The organism is Plantactinospora endophytica (assembly GCF_016862915.1).
GTDB lineage: Bacteria > Actinomycetota > Actinomycetes > Mycobacteriales > Micromonosporaceae > Plantactinospora > Plantactinospora endophytica.
On record NZ_BONW01000028.1, the window covers coordinates 176,585 to 191,561 of the forward strand.

Annotated in this window: 15 protein-coding genes; 8 read left to right on the forward strand and 7 right to left on the reverse strand. The window is 73.6% G+C overall.

Annotated features, from left to right (window positions below):
• Window positions 1-68: 68 nt before the first annotated feature.
• Window positions 69-788, reverse strand: a complete 720-nt coding sequence (locus Pen02_RS26800) for an SDR family oxidoreductase (RefSeq protein ID WP_239141334.1) — start codon at window positions 786-788, stop codon at window positions 69-71.
• Window positions 789-888: 100 nt separating this feature from the next.
• Between Pen02_RS26800 and Pen02_RS26805 the strand changes: the two genes are divergently transcribed.
• On the forward strand, window positions 889-1,737 hold the full coding sequence (locus Pen02_RS26805; RefSeq protein ID WP_203868876.1) for a helix-turn-helix transcriptional regulator: 849 nt from the start codon (window positions 889-891) through the stop codon (window positions 1,735-1,737).
• A 155-nt stretch (window positions 1,738-1,892) separates the two neighbouring features.
• Here the strand turns inward: Pen02_RS26805 and Pen02_RS26810 are convergent, their stop codons facing one another.
• Window positions 1,893-3,383: an MFS transporter gene (locus Pen02_RS26810; RefSeq protein WP_203868877.1), complete on the reverse strand. Its 1,491-nt coding sequence runs from the start codon at window positions 3,381-3,383 to the stop codon at window positions 1,893-1,895.
• Window positions 3,384-3,941: 558 nt separating this feature from the next.
• On the opposite strand from Pen02_RS26810, the gene Pen02_RS26815 reads away from it, so the two are divergent.
• The gene (locus tag Pen02_RS26815; protein WP_203868878.1) at window positions 3,942-4,361 is read left to right on the forward strand and encodes a phage holin family protein; all 420 of its coding nucleotides are present in this window, start codon (window positions 3,942-3,944) and stop codon (window positions 4,359-4,361) included.
• Between the two features lie 140 nt (window positions 4,362-4,501).
• Here the strand turns inward: Pen02_RS26815 and Pen02_RS26820 are convergent, their stop codons facing one another.
• The 5 genes from Pen02_RS26820 to ccsA form a co-directional block, all read right to left on the reverse strand.
• On the reverse strand, window positions 4,502-5,440 hold the full coding sequence (locus tag Pen02_RS26820) for a cytochrome c-type biogenesis protein CcmH (RefSeq protein ID WP_203868879.1): 939 nt from the start codon (window positions 5,438-5,440) through the stop codon (window positions 4,502-4,504).
• Window positions 5,437-6,021: a TlpA family protein disulfide reductase gene (locus Pen02_RS26825; protein ID WP_203868880.1), complete on the reverse strand. Its 585-nt coding sequence runs from the start codon at window positions 6,019-6,021 to the stop codon at window positions 5,437-5,439. The genes Pen02_RS26820 and Pen02_RS26825 overlap by 4 nt, the downstream gene beginning before the upstream one ends.
• Complete coding sequence (locus tag Pen02_RS26830) at window positions 6,018-8,033, reverse strand: heme lyase CcmF/NrfE family subunit (RefSeq protein ID WP_203868881.1); 2,016 nt, start codon at window positions 8,031-8,033, stop codon at window positions 6,018-6,020. Before Pen02_RS26830 ends, Pen02_RS26825 begins: the two co-directional genes overlap by 4 nt.
• Entirely contained in the window at window positions 8,030-8,437 is a 408-nt protein-coding gene (locus Pen02_RS26835) for a cytochrome c maturation protein CcmE (protein ID WP_203868882.1), read from the reverse strand. The genes Pen02_RS26830 and Pen02_RS26835 overlap by 4 nt, the downstream gene beginning before the upstream one ends.
• A 223-nt stretch (window positions 8,438-8,660) precedes the next feature.
• Window positions 8,661-9,494 (reverse strand): cytochrome c biogenesis protein CcsA, encoded by an 834-nt coding sequence (gene ccsA, locus Pen02_RS26840; protein WP_203868883.1) that lies wholly within the window; start codon window positions 9,492-9,494, stop codon window positions 8,661-8,663.
• A gap of 116 nt (window positions 9,495-9,610) precedes the next feature.
• Between ccsA and coxB the strand changes: the two genes are divergently transcribed.
• Genes coxB through Pen02_RS26870 form a run of 6 tightly spaced genes read left to right on the forward strand, consistent with a single transcriptional unit; the run spans window position 9,611 to window position 14,965 of the window.
• On the forward strand, window positions 9,611-10,633 hold the full coding sequence (gene coxB / locus Pen02_RS26845; RefSeq protein ID WP_203868884.1) for a cytochrome c oxidase subunit II: 1,023 nt from the start codon (window positions 9,611-9,613) through the stop codon (window positions 10,631-10,633).
• A gap of 10 nt (window positions 10,634-10,643) precedes the next feature.
• Entirely contained in the window at window positions 10,644-12,578 is a 1,935-nt protein-coding gene (gene ctaD / locus Pen02_RS26850) for a cytochrome c oxidase subunit I (protein WP_203868885.1), read from the forward strand.
• Window positions 12,575-13,222 (forward strand): cytochrome c oxidase subunit 3, encoded by a 648-nt coding sequence (locus Pen02_RS26855; protein ID WP_203868886.1) that lies wholly within the window; start codon window positions 12,575-12,577, stop codon window positions 13,220-13,222. Before ctaD ends, Pen02_RS26855 begins: the two co-directional genes overlap by 4 nt.
• Window positions 13,222-13,620, forward strand: coding sequence for a hypothetical protein (locus tag Pen02_RS26860; protein WP_203868887.1), 399 nt, complete (start codon window positions 13,222-13,224; stop codon window positions 13,618-13,620). The genes Pen02_RS26855 and Pen02_RS26860 overlap by 1 nt, the downstream gene beginning before the upstream one ends.
• A complete protein-coding gene (locus Pen02_RS26865; RefSeq protein WP_203868888.1) occupies window positions 13,608-14,579 on the forward strand; it encodes a cytochrome c oxidase assembly protein in 972 nt (323 codons plus the stop codon). The genes Pen02_RS26860 and Pen02_RS26865 overlap by 13 nt, the downstream gene beginning before the upstream one ends.
• On the forward strand, window positions 14,576-14,965 hold the full coding sequence (locus Pen02_RS26870; RefSeq protein ID WP_203868889.1) for a c-type cytochrome: 390 nt from the start codon (window positions 14,576-14,578) through the stop codon (window positions 14,963-14,965). Before Pen02_RS26865 ends, Pen02_RS26870 begins: the two co-directional genes overlap by 4 nt.
• The last annotated feature ends 12 nt before the right edge of the window (window positions 14,966-14,977 follow it).

The following is a 14,977-nucleotide window of genomic DNA, read 5'->3' on the forward strand; positions in this document are numbered from 1 at the left end:
CCCGACCGCAATGTCGCGCCCCATCCTGCCTCCATTCGACAGCGACGCCGGGACGGGCCGGGCAGAGGTCACCACGGAACGGGCCCGATGCGGTCGAAGAACTGACCGGTTGGCCCGTCGGGGCCGATGCGGGCCAGTCGTACGATCGCATCCGTTCCCTCCGTCACCGTCTGGAAACCCGAGTGGTCGGTCATGTCGGTGGCGGTGTAGCCGGGATCGACCGCATTGATCTTGATCTCGACCAGTGCTCGGGCGTATTGGGTGGTCATCATGTTCAACGCCGCCTTCGACGCCGGATAGCCGAGCGCCGGGGGCACCAATCCGCTCAGGTTCGGGTCGGTGATCGTGGCGACCGATCCCATCCCGCTGGACACCATCACGATCCGTGGATGTTCGGCGGCGCGGAGCAGCGGTAGGAAGGCGTGGGTCACCCGGACCGGGCCGAACACGTTCACCTCGAACACCTCCCGCAGGTCGGAGGGCCGGGTGTCGGCCGGTTCGCGGTGCGGTCCGCCGGTGCCGGCGTTGTTCACCAGCACGTCCAGCCGCCCCGCACGCGCCTTCACCGCACTGGCGGCTGCGGCGGCCGACTCGTCGGAGGTCACGTCGAGCGGTACGAACTCCACGTCCCAGCCGTCCCCGGCCAGTTCCGCCACCGCCGCCATGCCGCGCGTCGCGTCCCGCGCGGCGAGGAACACCTGCCAACCCAGCTCGGCGAGCCGACGTGCGGTCTCGCGTCCCAACCCCTTGTTCGCCCCGGTGACCAGGGCCGTCGTCGTCGCTGCCACGCCTGTAGCGTCCCGGCCGCGCCCGCCGCCGACCAGGGAGGTCCACGCATGGGACCGGCGGTACCACCCCGGGGCTCCGGTCCTGCGGCACCATCGAGTCATGGACAGAGCCGAACTGGCCACGGTGCTGCGCACCGCACGCGCACGCGTGAAACCCGTCGATGTCGGCCTGCCACCCGGACCGCGCAGACAGGTGCCGGGGCTGCGCCGCGAAGAGGTCGCCCAACTGGCGGGCCTCAGCATCGACTACGTGGTCCGGCTCGAACAGGGCCGTGGCCCCAAACCCTCCAGCCAGGTGCTCGGCGCCCTGACCAGGGCACTGCGACTCGGCGACAGCGACCGTGACCTGGTGTTCCGACTCGCCGGATCCGAGCCGCCACAGGCCGGACGCGTCCCGATGCTGGTCCGGCCGAGTGTGCTGCGGCTCCTCGATCGGATGTCGGACCTGCCCGCCCTGGTGTTGTCGGCCAAGTCCGACGTCCTCGCCTGGAATCCCCTTGCCGCCGCGCTCCTGGGCGACTTCTCGGAATGGCCACCGGCGCGACGCAATCTCGTCTGGCAGCGATTCCTCGGCACCGGCGAGGGCCGGGTGGTACTGACACCGGAAGAGGACGCGGCGACGGCCGCCCACTGCGTCGGATGCCTGCGCACCGCCCAGGCCCGCTACCCTGACGACCCGGCCCTCGGCCGCCTCGTCGCCGAACTGCGTTCCGGCAGCGACCGCTTCGAACAACTGTGGCGAGCCGGGCGCTCAGGACTGTTACGCGCGACCACCAAGACCATCCAGCACCCCGAACTCGGCCCGCTCACGCTCGACTGCGACACCCTCCTCGTACCGGAGGCCGACCAGATGCTCGTCGCCTACTCGGCCGCGCCCGGCACGCCCGACGCCTCCGCGATCGACCTGCTCCGGGTCACCGGCACCGAACGCTTCCACGCGATCGACTGAGACGCGTCCGGCCGTTCCAGGTCACCGGCACCGGACGCTTCCACGCGATCGACTGAGACGCGTCCGGCCGCGCTGGATCACCGGCATCAGACGCTTCCAACGGTCGACTGGGACGGAACCGCACAGTTGTGGAGGTTCGACGTATCCGCCGCGCGTCAGTGTGACCGACGGTCCGAGGCGGCGGCCGTGGCGACGTCGACGGGGTAGCTGTTTCTGGCCAGCAGCAGGAGCAGCCCGTTGGCCAGCAGCGGGACGAGCATGACGAGGAAGGCGTCGCGCAGCCCACCGGCCCGGCCGGCCGTGCCGTCCTCGGCGAGGACGTCGGCGAGCAGGCCGAAGGCCGCCGGAGCGACCGCCTCGGCGACGAGGCGCAGCAGCGTACGCAGGCTCTCCGCCCGTCCCCACATCCGGGCCGGCACGATGTCGAGCCGGGCCGCGTCCAGCGGTGGGTTGGCGGCGGCGAGCGCTGCGGTGCCGAGGGCGATGACCGGCAGCGCGGGCCCGATCGAGGAGATGAGGAAACCGGGCAGTAGCAGGAGCGCGGCGGTGGTGTAGCCGGCGGCGGCGACCAGGACGCGGGCGTTGGTACGGCCCCGGTGCAGGATCCGGTCGGTGAACCGGCCACCGGCCACCGCGCCGGCGAGCGCGGCCGTGCCGACGATCAGGGCGAGCGCCCCCAGCATGGCCTGCGAGACGTGGAAGTGCTGGGTGACGAAGACGACCGCGAAGGTACGCAGCCCGGCGAAGAAGAAGTAGCCGCTCGCCGAGGCGATGATCAGCAGTCGGTTGGTGGGGATGCGGAGCAGGTAGACCATGGTGCGCCACAGCGGCATTCCGTCCGCGTCCTCGAACAGAATTCGCTCGGGCGCCGGTGCGACACCCCGGGCCGTGATCACCTCCTGCACCTCGCCGCCTCCCGTGCCGTGCGCGTGCCCGTCATCGCCTCGGTCGTCGCCGTCCCCCGCCCGTCGCCGGTCGCCGCACAGCCAGCCCGCACCGCCCCGATCCGGTTCGGGTAGCTGCCGTAACAGCGTCACGGCCAGCGCCAGGCTGGCGGCGGCCAGCAGGAAGAAGGAGTACCGCCAGGAGAGCGCGGCGGCGATCTCACCACCGGCGAGTAGCCCCACCCCGGCGCCGACGATCTCGCCGGTGAGGATCCAGCCCAGCACCGCCGCCCGGTCGGCGGGCGGGATGAAGTCGCCGGTCAACGAGACCACCACCGGACCGGCGGCGGTGACGGCGGCACCGAGCAGCAGTCGGGAGCCGAGCAGCCAGCCGTAGTCGGGGGCGAAGCCGCCGGCGACCATGGCGACGGCCCAGACGGCGACCGAGACCGCGAGCAGGCGTACCCGGTGGACCCGGTCGGCGAGGATCCCCATGGGTATCGCCGCGAGGGCTCCGACGCCGGAGGAGGCGGAGGCCAGCAGACCGAGCTGGGCGTGGCTGATCCCCAGGTCGGCCTCGAGTTGCGCGGCGGCGGCGCCGATCGTGCCGGTGTCGGCCGTGTTGAGCGCGAGGACCGCGCCGAGCAGCAGGACGACGCGCAGGCGTCCCCGGCCGCCGAGGACCCGACGGCTCCGGGCGCCTAACCACGTGGCGGGCGACGAACGGCTCCCGCCCCGGTCAGCGGAGTGCCGGCGCACCATCGCCCCGGACCGGCGCGACCGGCGTCACCGTGGTCTCCGGCGCAATCGCGGCTGCGGCGTCGGCAGGTGGGTGCCGAGGTGGTAGGCGGTGCCCCGGCCGTGCCGCCGCGAAGGCCGGGGACAGGGGGTCGCGCCGCTGTCGCCGCTGGACGTCGTGCTTCTGGTCCGTGGCCGGCGGCGGGCGCGATCGGCCACCGGTCCACCGCGCTCCGGTACCGCCGCATCGCCCGCGCTGTTCACGGCCGCCGCCCACCGCCCCCGACTCGGATCGAACTGTCCAGGCACACCCGCCCGCTCGTGCCTGGGCCGGCCCCGACTACCCGGCTCGCCCGACCTGACACCTCAGCGTGGCTCTCTGGGTGGGGGTGGCGCTCCGGGCGGGGATGGGCTGCCGGGTGGGGTGCCTCTCCGGGCGGGGGCGGCTTGCCGGGTGGGGGTGGCTTCCCGGGCGGGGGGTGGCTTCCCGGGCGGGGATGGCTTTCCTCGTGGGACTGCTGCGGCTGGGGCCGGCATGAACGCCGATGGGCGGGGTAGCCAGCGACCCGGGAGGTGGTGCGGGTGTCCTCGATCAACTCGGGCGACGGCGACGCGGGGCGGGGTACGGCCGGGCCGGCACCCGGGGACCGGCTCGCCCGGGATCTCGCGGACCTCACCCGTCAGGAGGTGACGCGGCTGCGGGGTGAACTGTTCGGATCGGCCCGCCGGGCGGGGCTGGGAGCGGCGCTGTTGGCGGTGGCCGGACTCGTGACCCTCCTCGGGCTCGGTGCCGTGTCGGCGATGGTGCGTCGGACGCTGGAGGCGAGGATGTCGCCCGGCCGGGCTGCTGCGGTACTGGCCGCCGGGTACCTCGGTTCCGCCGTGCTGCTGGCCGGTGCCGGACTGCTCCGACTGCACGCGGCAGCCGGCTGGTCGAGCCGGCTGACCGGTGACCTGCGCCGGACCGTCGCGGCGGTCCGTGCCGGCGGCCGCTCTTCCTGACCAAAGTGTTCCGCGTCTGAGCCGGTCTTCCCGACCGGAGTGCTCCGCGTCGGCGACTCGTTGCGACAAGGCGCTGGCCCGTTGTGGCAAGGCGGTGGCACGTTGTGAGACGGCGGTGGCCGGTCCGCCGGTGTCGCCGTTCAGCCGGATCCGACCAGGTGCCGGATCTCGGCGGCGGCAGGATGACCGGGCGCCCGGTCGAGGAACCGGCGCAGGGTGCGCGTGGAGGCCGTCGGGTCGTTGCCGCGCTGCGCGAGGCCGAGCATCAGTAGGGCGTCCGGTGTGTCGGGCCGGCTGGCGAGGACCGCCTCGGCGAGCCGGGTCGCCTCGGCCGCCTGCCCGATGCGGATCAGGGTGAAGGCCAGGCGGAGGCGGATCTCGTCGGCCGGCTGCTGGTGCAGCGCCGTCCGGTAGATCTCCGCGGCGACCTCGTACCGATTCTGTTCCTCCATGGTGCGGGCCAACGCGAGCAGGTCGGGCACCGGATCGGCGGAAGCGGCCGGGTCCGGTGGCCGGGCCGGGCGCGAGGTGTCGGCCAGGCGCGGGGCGGCCACGGCGACGCCGCCGACCAGCACCAGCACGGTGACCGCGCCGGCGGTCCAGACCCGCCCGGCGCTGACCGCCGGCCGGGACGGTCCGGCCGGGCGAACAACCGCATCGGCGGCCCGGGGTCGGGACCCGGCTGCGGCCGGACGGCGGTGCCGGCGGTACGCGTGCACGGCCGGGAACGCCCCGGCCCCGAGTGCGAGCACGGGGACCAGCCAGAGCGCGAGCCCCCAGCCGCGGGCGGGCGGCGCGGACAGCACCTCCGCCCCGTAGCGCCGGACCAGGTAGGTCCGGATCTCGTCCGGGCTGCGGCCCTGCCCGAGTTGGGCGGTGATCACGTCGCGCATGGCGGCGGCGATCGGTGACCGGGAGTCGGCCACCGACTCGCCCTGGCAGGCGGGGCAGCGCAGTTCGGCGGCGAGCCGCCGTGCCGGGTCGTCGTCGACGGGCCGGACGGAGCGGTACGTCCCCACCACCGCGCCCAGCAGCAGGACCAGCAGCAGGAGCGTACCGGCGATCCGGCGGCCCCTCACGGTATGCCCAGCAGCGGCGTCAGGTGCCGGTCGAGCCACTTCGCGGTCACCGGGCCGGTCGCCCGGTCCGCGATCCGGCCCTCCCGGTCCACCAGGAACGTCTCTGGTACTCCGAACGCCCCCCAGTTCACGGCGGTGGCGCCGGCCGGATCGGGCAGCACGGTCAGCTCTTCCGCCCCCGTCTCGGCGAGCAGCGCCCGCACCGCCGTCGTGCTGTCGCGGACGGCCACCGCGATCACCTGGAGATCCCGCGACGTCCAGCGGCGGCGCGTCTCGGCGAGCAGCGGCAGCTCGTCCCGGCACGGCCCGCACCAGGACGCGAACAGGTTGACCACTACGACCCGTCCGCGCAGTCCGGCGAGGTCGACCGGCGTACCGCTAAGACTATGACCGGTCAGCGGCGGTGGTGGTGCCCCCGGCGCGCTCACCGGCGACCCGTCCGTACCGGATTCGGGGTCGGCGACCCGGACCGCCATCGTCGCCCCGAGCGCGCCGATCCCGAGCAGCGCCAACAGCGGTACCCACCGGCGGCGGAGGGCCAGCCTCCCGGGCAGCCGCCGGCGGTGCGACGTTCCGGTCATCCGACCGCTCCCGGGGCGGCCGGTACGGCTGGCCGTGCGGATTCCCCTGATACCCCTCCCGACCGGACGCGTGCACGTCGTCGCGTCGTCGGCAGGGCGAGCAGCCCGCCCAGGGCGGTGAGGGCTCCGCCGGCCCAGACCAGCGACACCATCGGGTTCACCGCGAGCCGGACGGTGGCGGTACGGCCGTCGGCCGAGACGGCGAGCAGGGTGGTGTAGGTGTCCCGGAGCAGGCCGGTACGGATCGCGGGGCTGCTCACCGTCAGGTCGTGCCGGGGATCGTAGGTCAGCTCGGGTACGGCGGTGGCCGTCGGCCGGTCCGTCGTGCCGAGGGCGAGGCGGGCCCGGACGGTCATGCCGGTGTCGCCGCCCGCCCGGTCGATCGCGGTCAGCCGGGCGGTAGCCCCGGATACCGCCAGCGACTCCCCGACGGCCAGTTCCCGTTGCACGGAGCCGGTGTAGCCGGCGGAGGCGGCGGCGCCGACGGCGACCAGCGCGATCCCGGCGTGCGCGAGCGGCCCGCCCAGCCGGCCGGACCGTGCGGCGGCCCGCCACCCGCCGTCGCCGGAGAGCCGGCGGCGCAGGTCCACGGCCGTGGCGGTGAGGGCGAAGCCGGCGCAGCCGAAGGCGGCCAGGACCGTCGGCCCGGGCCGGCTGAGCAGGCCGGGCACGGCCATGCCGGCGAGTGCGACACCGGCCGGTACGGCGGCTCTGCGGGCCAGCTCACCCGGCGCCGATCCGGCCGGGGACAGCAGCGGGGCCAGGCCGACCAGCACGAGTACGCCGATCGCGAGCGGTACGACGGTGCGGTTGAAGTAGGCCGGGCCGACCGCGGCGGTACTGCCGGAGAGCGCCTCGGCGAGCAGCGGGGCGAGCGTGCCGGCGAGTACCACGGCGGCGATCGTGGTGAGCATGATCCGGTTGCCGAGCAGGGCCGCGTCGGTCGGGCCGAACGTTCGGGCAGCCGACCGGGACAGCGGTGCTGTGCCGTCCGACGGTCCCGGGTCGGCCGGTACCCGCAGGCGCCAGCCGATCAACAGCACCGTGCCGACGGCCGTCAGCAGCAGGAAGCCGAGCAGTATCGGTCCGAGCGGCGACTCGGTGAAGGCGTGCACGCTGGCCACCACGCCGGAGCGGGTGAGGAACGTGCCGAGCAGGACCAGCAGGAAGCTGGCGCAGGCCAGGCCGACCGGCCAGCCGGTACGTTCGGCGGCGTGCGGGCGCCGGATCGAGTGCAGGAACGCGGTGGCGGTCAGCCACGGCAGCAGGGACGCGTTCTCGACCGGGTCCCAGGCCCAGTAGCCGCCCCAGCCGAGGACCGCGTACGACCACCAGGCGCCGAGCAGGATGCCGGTGGTGAGCAGGGTCCAGGCCAGCAGCGCCCAGCGCCGGGCGGGGATCGTCCAGCGCCGACCGGCGGGTCCGGCCAGCAGCCCGGCCAGCGCGTACCCGAACGGGACGACCAGACCGACGTAGCCGGCGTACAGCAGGGGTGGGTGCAGCCCCATCGCCGGATGTTCCCGGAGCAGGGGGTTGGGTCCCGGGCCGTCAGCCGGCACCGGCGAGACCGGGTGGAACGGGTTGGCGGCGAAGTACGACAGGGCGAAGAAGAAGACCACGACGACGCCGACCGTCGTCATCGCCCACGGCTGTAGTCGGCGGTCTCCGGCGGGCACGGTACGGGCGAGCAGGGCGGCGTAGCCGGTGAGGATCAGCAGCCAGAGCAGCAGCGAGCCGTCCAGCGCCGACCACAGGCCGGTGACGGTGTAGTAGAGCGGCACGTGGCGGCCGCCGTTCTCGGCGACGAACCGGAGGCTGAAGTCGTGGCGCAGCAGTGCCCATTCCAGCGCGCCGCACGCCACGACGGCGGCCGTCAGCGCGGTGACGGTGGCCAGCCGGGCGGACCGGACGGGTGCGGCCGGGGACAGCGCGTGGCGTAGCCACAGCAGCGTCGCGGCCACCGAGGCGGCGAGGCCGACGCCGAGCGCCCCGGTGCCGACCTGACCGGTCACCGGGCCGTCCCCGGCGACCCGTCGTACGCCGGTCGGTAGTCGTTGCCGTGCCTGACCACCACCTGGTCGGAGTCGAACACGCCGTCGGGACCCAGCACGCCCTCCACCACGGCGTCCTGGCCGGCCCGGAAGGTGTCCGGGGGCGCTCCGCGCTGCCGAACGGTGACCTCGTGCCCCTCGGCGGCGAGCCGGAAGACGGTCTGTCGACCGTCGTGGCGGACCGAGCCCGGCACCACCATCCCGGTCAACCTGGTCCGGGTGGCCGGGGCGGCCGGATCGGCGTCAAGCTCGGCCGGCGTGCGGTAGTAGCTGAGGGTGTCCCGCAGGCCAGCCTGGACGAGCAGCCCGGTGCCGGCGAGCAGCACGGCGGCCAGGGTGACACCGGCGCGGGTCGGCCGGATCACCGGGGACTCCGTGGCGGTGGCGGGCGCCGTGCCGCCGCACCGCTGGACCCCGGCGACCGTGGTACGGGGCGGCCCGACGATCCGCCGGTGCCCCGGCCCGCCGGAGCGGCAACGGTACCGAGGGCCGCCGGGGGCGGTACGGGGCGGACGGCGCTCCACCGGACGGCCCAGGCGGTGGTGGCGGCGGTGAGCCCGACGCCGGTCAGCACCGCAGCCCAGCCGTTCACCGGCTCTCCACCGATGCCCGCGCCATCGAACGCAGCGGTGCGGTAGGCGGGGTGTCGCGTTCGAGCGCGGCGAGCCGGCGCAGGAAGATCCACGCGGCGGCGGTGGTGAACGCGGCCACGCTGAGCAGCAGCGCCGCCGCCATCAGCGGGTCGATCGGCGGCCGGTGCGGAGCGAGGATCGTCGCCGGCTGGTGCAGGGACCGCCACCAGACGACCGAGAAGTGCACAAGCGGTACCAGCGCGAACCCGGCGATGCCGACGATCGCGGCCGGGCCGCCGACAGGGCGTGCCGGCGGGGTGGTACGGCCCTCGCCGAGGGTGCGTCGGACGGCCAGGTAGCCGGTGTAGACGAGCAGCAGCAGGGTGGTGCTGACCAGTCTCGGGTCCCACGCCCACCAGGTACCCCAGACCGCCCGTCCCCAGAGGGCGCCGAGCGCGATGGTCAGTGCGGTCAGCCCGACCCCGAGTTCCGCGGCGACCCGGGCGCGACGGTCCCAGCGGGGGTCCCGGGTGGCGAGGAAGCCGAGGCTGGTGGCGAGGACGGCGGCGAACGCGAGGTAGGCGGTCCAGGCGGCCGGGACGTGCAGGTACATCAGTCGCTGGGCGTCGCCCTGTAGCGCGTCGGGCGGCGCGATCAGCAGGCCGGCGGTCGCGGCGGCGGTGGTCAGCCCGGCGGTCAGCCAGCCCAGGGTCCGCCGATCCGCCGCCGCGTGCCTGTTCGACGAGGTACCCGGGTGGCCGTGCCGAGCGTCGGCGTCCGGAGTCCGGGCGGTGTCGGGCCGAGATCGGCGGGTCGCCGTTCCGGTTGATCGCGGTCGAGGAAATGCCACCCTGCCGATGATGCAGGAGTGAAGAGTGGTTTGGGAGTTAAACGGCAAAAGGACTACCTGTCTCGTTTGTCCGGTTAACCTGGGTCGACGGCCCGAGGAGCGGAGGTGGTGGCCCGGTGGCCGGCAGGGGACCGCAGATCCGCCGTCGGCGGAGCGTACCGATTCCACGGGCCGTCGGCTGCGGGTTGCTGCTCCTGCTCTGCGGCTGCGCCGGCGGTGCACCCTCCACCCTGGACCCCGGCGGGGTGGGCGCCCGACGGGTGGCGGACTTCTGGTGGCTGCTGTTCTGGATCTCGGTGGCGGTCTTCGTGGAGGTCATGGCGCTACTGGTCTGGGCGCTGGTGTTCCGCCGCCACCCGCGCCGCCGGCTCGACCGGTCCGACCCGGTCCGCTTCGTGGTCGTCGCCGGTGCCGGCCTGCCCTTCGTCGTCCTGCTCGCCGTGTACGGCCTCGGTCTGCGCGACCTGGCCGCACTGGCGCAGCCCGAGACGCCGCCTGCGGTGACCGTCGAGGTGACCGGGCACAAGTGGTGGTGGGAGGTGCGCTACGCCGGGGTGGACGGCGCGACCGCCAACGAGATCCGGATCCCCGTCGGCGAGCCGGTGCGGGTGCGGCTGCGCACCGCCGACGTCCTGCACAGCTTCTGGGTGCCGCAGTTGATGCCCAAGACCGACCTGATCGCCGGCAAGATCCGCGAGACGTGGCTGCACGCGGAGCGACCGGGGGAGTACCGCGGCCAGTGCGCCGAGTACTGCGGCCTCCAGCACGCCCACATGGCGTTCCTGGTGGTGGCGCGGCCCCGGGCCGAGTTCGACGCCTGGCTGGCCCGGCTCGCCGAGCCGGCGCCGGCGCCGGACAGCGACGCCGAGCGCCGAGGCCGGCAGGCGTTCCTCCAGTCCGCCTGCGTCGCCTGCCACACCGTCCGGGGCACCTCCGCCACCGGCACGGTCGGGCCGGACCTCTCCATGCTCGGTGCCAGGTGGAGCCTCGGCGCCGGCGCGGTGCCGAACGACGGCGGGCACCTGGGCGGCTGGATCGCCAACTCGCAGACGGTCAAGCCGGGCAACGCCATGCCGCCGCAGCCGGTCGACGCGGCGGCCCTGCCCGACCTGATCGCGTACCTGGAATCGCTGCGGTAGGCGCGGGTCGATGTCGTCCAGCACCGCCGCCGAGCGCGGCACCGGTCCCGACCCGGCGGCGATGGCGGCCCTGGACAGCCACTGGGCGGCGGCGCCGACCCTGCGCAACTGGTTCGCCACCGTGGACCACAAGCGGATCGGGCGGCGGTACCTGGTCACCGCCGCGCTGTTCTTCGGCTTCGCCGGGGCCAGCGCGCTGGCGATGCGTACCCAACTGGCCGGTCCGGAGGCCGGGGTCCTGTCGGCGCGTGAGTACAACCAGCTCTTCACCATGCACGGCACGGCGATGATCTTCCTGTTCTCGACGCCGATGCTGTTCGGGTTCGGCAACTTCCTCGTTCCGCTGATGATCGGCACCCGGGACATGGCGTTTCCCCGGCTGAACGCGTTCGGCTACTGGGTGTTCCTCTTCGCCGGACTGTTCATGTGGGCCAGCGTGCCGGCCGGTGCCGCGCCCAACGGCGGCTGGTTCGCGTACGTGCCGCTGACCGACGAGCGGCACACTCCCGGCCTGCACCTCGACGTCTACACCCTGGGGCTGCTCTTCCTCGGCATCTCGACCACGGCCGGCGCGATCAACTTCATCGTCACCGCGCTCAAGCTGCGCGCCCCGGGCATGTCGCTCAACCGGGTGCCGATCTTCGTCTGGGCCATCGTCGCCACCGCGTTCATGGTGCTCTTCGCGCTGCCGGTGCTGAATCTCGACAACGCCCTGCTCTTCCTCGACCGGCGGTTCGACACGCGGTTCTTCGAACCGGAGCGGGGCGGCAACGTCCTGCTCTGGCAGCACCTGTTCTGGATCTTCGGCCATCCGGACGTCTACATCATCGTGATGCCCGCGCTCGGCATCGTCTCGGCGGTACTGCCGGTCTTCTGCCGGCGCGGCATCGTCGGGTACCCGCTGGTGGTGTTCTCGATCGTGGCGATCGCGATCATCTCGTTCGGGGTCTGGGTGCACCACATGTTCGCCACCGGCCTCCCACAACTGTCGTACGGGTTCTTCAGCGCGGCGAGCACCGTCATCACCATCCCGTCCGGCCTGCAGATCTTCGCCTGGCTCGCCACGATGCTGTTCGGCCGGATCGTGCTGAGCGTGCCGTTCCTCTTCGTCGTCGGATTCCTCGTCACCTTCGTCATCGGCGGCTTCACCGGTGTGATGTTCGCGCTGACCGCCTTCGACCAGCAGACCACCGACACCTACTTCGTGGTGGCCCACTTCCACTACGTCCTCTTCGGTGGCGCGGTCTTCCCGATCCTGGCCGGGATCTACTACTGGCTGCCGAAGATCACCGGGCGGATGTTCGACGCCCGGCTCGGCCGGTGGGCGTTCTGGCTGGTCTTCCTGGGCATGAACCTGACCTTCTTCCCGATGCACGTCTCGGGGCTGCTCGGCATGCCGCGCCGGGTCTACACGTACTCCGGAGGACTCGGCTGGGACGCGTTGAACGTGCTCGCCACCGTCGGCGCGTACGTGCTGGCCGTCGGGCTGCTGCTGGTGGCGATCGGGGTGGTGCACGCGCTGCGGCGCGGCGACCCGGCGCCGGACGACCCGTGGGGCGGCGACAGCCTGGAGTGGGCCACCAGTTCACCGCCGAAGCCCTACAACTTCGCGGTCATTCCCCGGGTGCGCAGCCTGCACCCGGTCTGGGACCCGGCGACCGCCGAGTCCACCGGTCCGGGGGCCGACGAGGACCGGATCCTGGCCGAGGGACGCAGGACGTTGTTCACGAGTGAGTTCGACGGCCGCCCCGAGCGGGCGGTGGAGATGCCCGAGGAGACGCTGAAGCCACTGGTGGCCGCCGTCGGGCTGCTGGTGCTCTTCCTCGGCCTGCTCTTCGCCTGGTACTGGATCGCCGCCGGGAGTGGTGCGCTCGTCGCCGGTACCCTCGCCACCTGGCTCTGGCCCCCGCACCGGGCGCCGGAGGAGGCGGGGATGACGACATGAGCGGGCGCCCGGACCGGCTCGGCACGACCGCCGGAGACCTTCGTACGGCGACCGGCCCCGTCGGGCTGGTCACCGAGGAACCGGTCGGCCGGTCGACCGCGTGGTGGGGGATGACACTGTTCATCACCACCGAGGGCACCCTCTTCGCCGCCCTCTTCGGCAGCTACTTCTACCTGCGGTTCCAGCACGGCGCCCCGTGGCCGCCGGACGGGATCGCCGAGCCGGAACTCCTGCTGCCGTTGATCATGACGGCGGTGCTGGTGCCCAGCAGCCTGCCGGTGCTCTGGGCCGAGGCGGGCATCCGGCGCGGGCGACGCTGGCAATTGCGGGCCGGACTGCTCGGCACCCTCGTCATGGGCGGGACCTTCCTCGGCCTCCAGGGCATCGAGTACAGCGAGATCCTCCGGGAGTACACCTTCACCACGAACGTCTACGGGTCGCTGTTCTACGCCATCACCACCTTCCACGGCGCGCACGTCACCGTCGGCCTACTGATGGTCTGCTGGCTGCTCGCCGCATCCCTGCACGGCAGTTTCGGTACCCGTCGACACGAGCGGGTCCGCGTCGTCGGCTACTACTGGCACTTCGTCGACGCGGTCTGGGTGGCGATCCTGTTCACCGTCTACCTCTCGCCGAGGCTGTGATGAGCGAGCGACTGTCGCCCCGGGCCGCGTTGGTCGGCGGGCTGCTGCTCTGGTTCGCCGTACTCGGCGGGGTCTCCGCCTGGGCCGTCCACGCGCTGGCCGCCTGGAGCATCGACGAACTCGCCTGCGAGGCCGGGCACGACAACCTCGCGGGCTTCCCGCTGACCGGCGCCATCGCCCTCGCGGTGCTGCTCCCGGCGGCCGGCGCCGCCGCCGCGCTCGCCGCCTCGGTGCTCGCCTGGCGGCGCGTCCGGCCGAACCACGGCGACGGCGACGAGCGGTCGACGGGGCGGGCGCACCTGCTCGCCTTCGTCGGGCTCTGGCTGAACACGCTGGCCCTGGCCATGATCGCGCTCGGCGGCGTGGCCGCCCTGGTGCTACCGCCATGTCAACGGTGAGCGGCTGGTCCGCCGCCGCCGGACCGCTGGCGCACGGCGGTCCGGCGGAGCAGGCCTGGACCAATCTGGGCCTGGTCACCGTGCTCGCGCTGCTCTGCGCGGCGTACGGACGCGGCGTGCACGAACTGTGGAGCCGGCGCGGCCCCGGCGCAGTCGTCGCCCGCTGGCGGGTCGCGGCGTTCGTCCTCGGCGTCGCCGCGATAGTGGTCGCCTCGACCGGACCGGTGCACGAGCGGGCGGAGCTGTCGTTCGCGGGTCACATGACCCAGCACATGATCCTGGTGGTGGTGGCCGGTCCGGCGCTGGCCGCCGCAGCGGTCGGCCTGCCGATGGCCCTGGCGGCGCCGAAGCGGCTGCGTCGGCTCTGGGCCCGGTGGCGGGCCTCGGCGGTCGGTTCCCGAATCCGCCGGCCGGCCGGTCTCGCCGTGCTGGCCGGCAGCCTGCACGCGGTCGTGCTCTGGGCGTGGCACCTGCCCACGCCCTACCGGCTGGCCGCCGAGAACGGCCTCGTGCACGTGATCGAGCACGCCTCGTTCGTCGGCGCGGCGGCGTTGCTCTGGTCCCTGCTGCTCGGCGCCGACCGGCAGCGGGTGTCCGGGCCGGTCGCGGTATTCCTGCTGGTCGCCACGATGCTCGCCGCCTCCGCGCTCGGCGCCGCCCTGACCCTCGCACCCGATCCGGTCTACCCGGCCGGAGTCCTCGCCCCGTACGGCGGCGACCCGCGTACCGACCAGCAGCTTGCCGGGTTGCTGATGTGGATTCCGATGGACGTCGTCGTGCTGGCGGCGGCCTCGGTCGTGTTCCTGCGCTGGTTGTCCGGACTCGACCGGACACTGCCGCGCGGAGTCGGGCTGCCGCCCGACGACCGACCCGCCGGTCCGGAAGCCGGCGGACCCGGCCGGGTCGACGTGCTCGACGGTCCACCGGTTCGCCCGGGGGCCGGGAAGGAGGTTCGATGACCGTGGAACTCCGCGTACTGCCGCCGCTGCTGGTGTCGCTGGCCGTCACGGTCGTGCTCGCCGCCTGTACCCGGGTGCCACCGCCGCCGCCTCCGGAGAGCCGCGAGGGCTTTCCGGAGCGCGGGGCGCGGCTGATCCAGCAGTACGGCTGCGGCGGCTGCCACACCGTACCGAGGGTGCCACGGGCGGAGGGCCTCGTCGGCCCGCCGCTGACCCGGTTCGGTGCCCGGTCGTACATCGCCGGGGAACTGCCGAACAACGCGGAGAACCTGCGCCGCTGGATCCAGGATCCGCAGTCGGTGGAGCCGGGCACCGCCATGCCCGACCTCGGGGTCAGCGAGACGGATGCCCGGGACATCGCCGCGTACCTGTTCACTCTCGAGTGAACCGGACCGACG

Bases quoted from the DNA above. Each gene is read 5' to 3' on its own strand.
- Pen02_RS26855 (WP_203868886.1), top strand. From the start codon at position 12,575: ATGAGCGGGCGCCCGGACCGGCTCGGCACGACCGCCGGAGACCTTCGT.
- Pen02_RS26810 (WP_203868877.1), bottom strand. From the start codon at position 3,383: ATGGTGCGCCGGCACTCCGCTGACCGGGGCGGGAGCCGTTCGTCGCCC.
- ctaD (WP_203868885.1), top strand. From the start codon at position 10,644: ATGTCGTCCAGCACCGCCGCCGAGCGCGGCACCGGTCCCGACCCGGCG.
- Pen02_RS26865 (WP_203868888.1), top strand. From the start codon at position 13,608: ATGTCAACGGTGAGCGGCTGGTCCGCCGCCGCCGGACCGCTGGCGCAC.
- Pen02_RS26870 (WP_203868889.1), top strand. From the start codon at position 14,576: ATGACCGTGGAACTCCGCGTACTGCCGCCGCTGCTGGTGTCGCTGGCC.
- Pen02_RS26805 (WP_203868876.1), top strand. From the start codon at position 889: ATGGACAGAGCCGAACTGGCCACGGTGCTGCGCACCGCACGCGCACGC.
- Pen02_RS26860 (WP_203868887.1), top strand. From the start codon at position 13,222: ATGAGCGAGCGACTGTCGCCCCGGGCCGCGTTGGTCGGCGGGCTGCTG.
- Pen02_RS26825 (WP_203868880.1), bottom strand. From the start codon at position 6,021: ATGACCGGAACGTCGCACCGCCGGCGGCTGCCCGGGAGGCTGGCCCTC.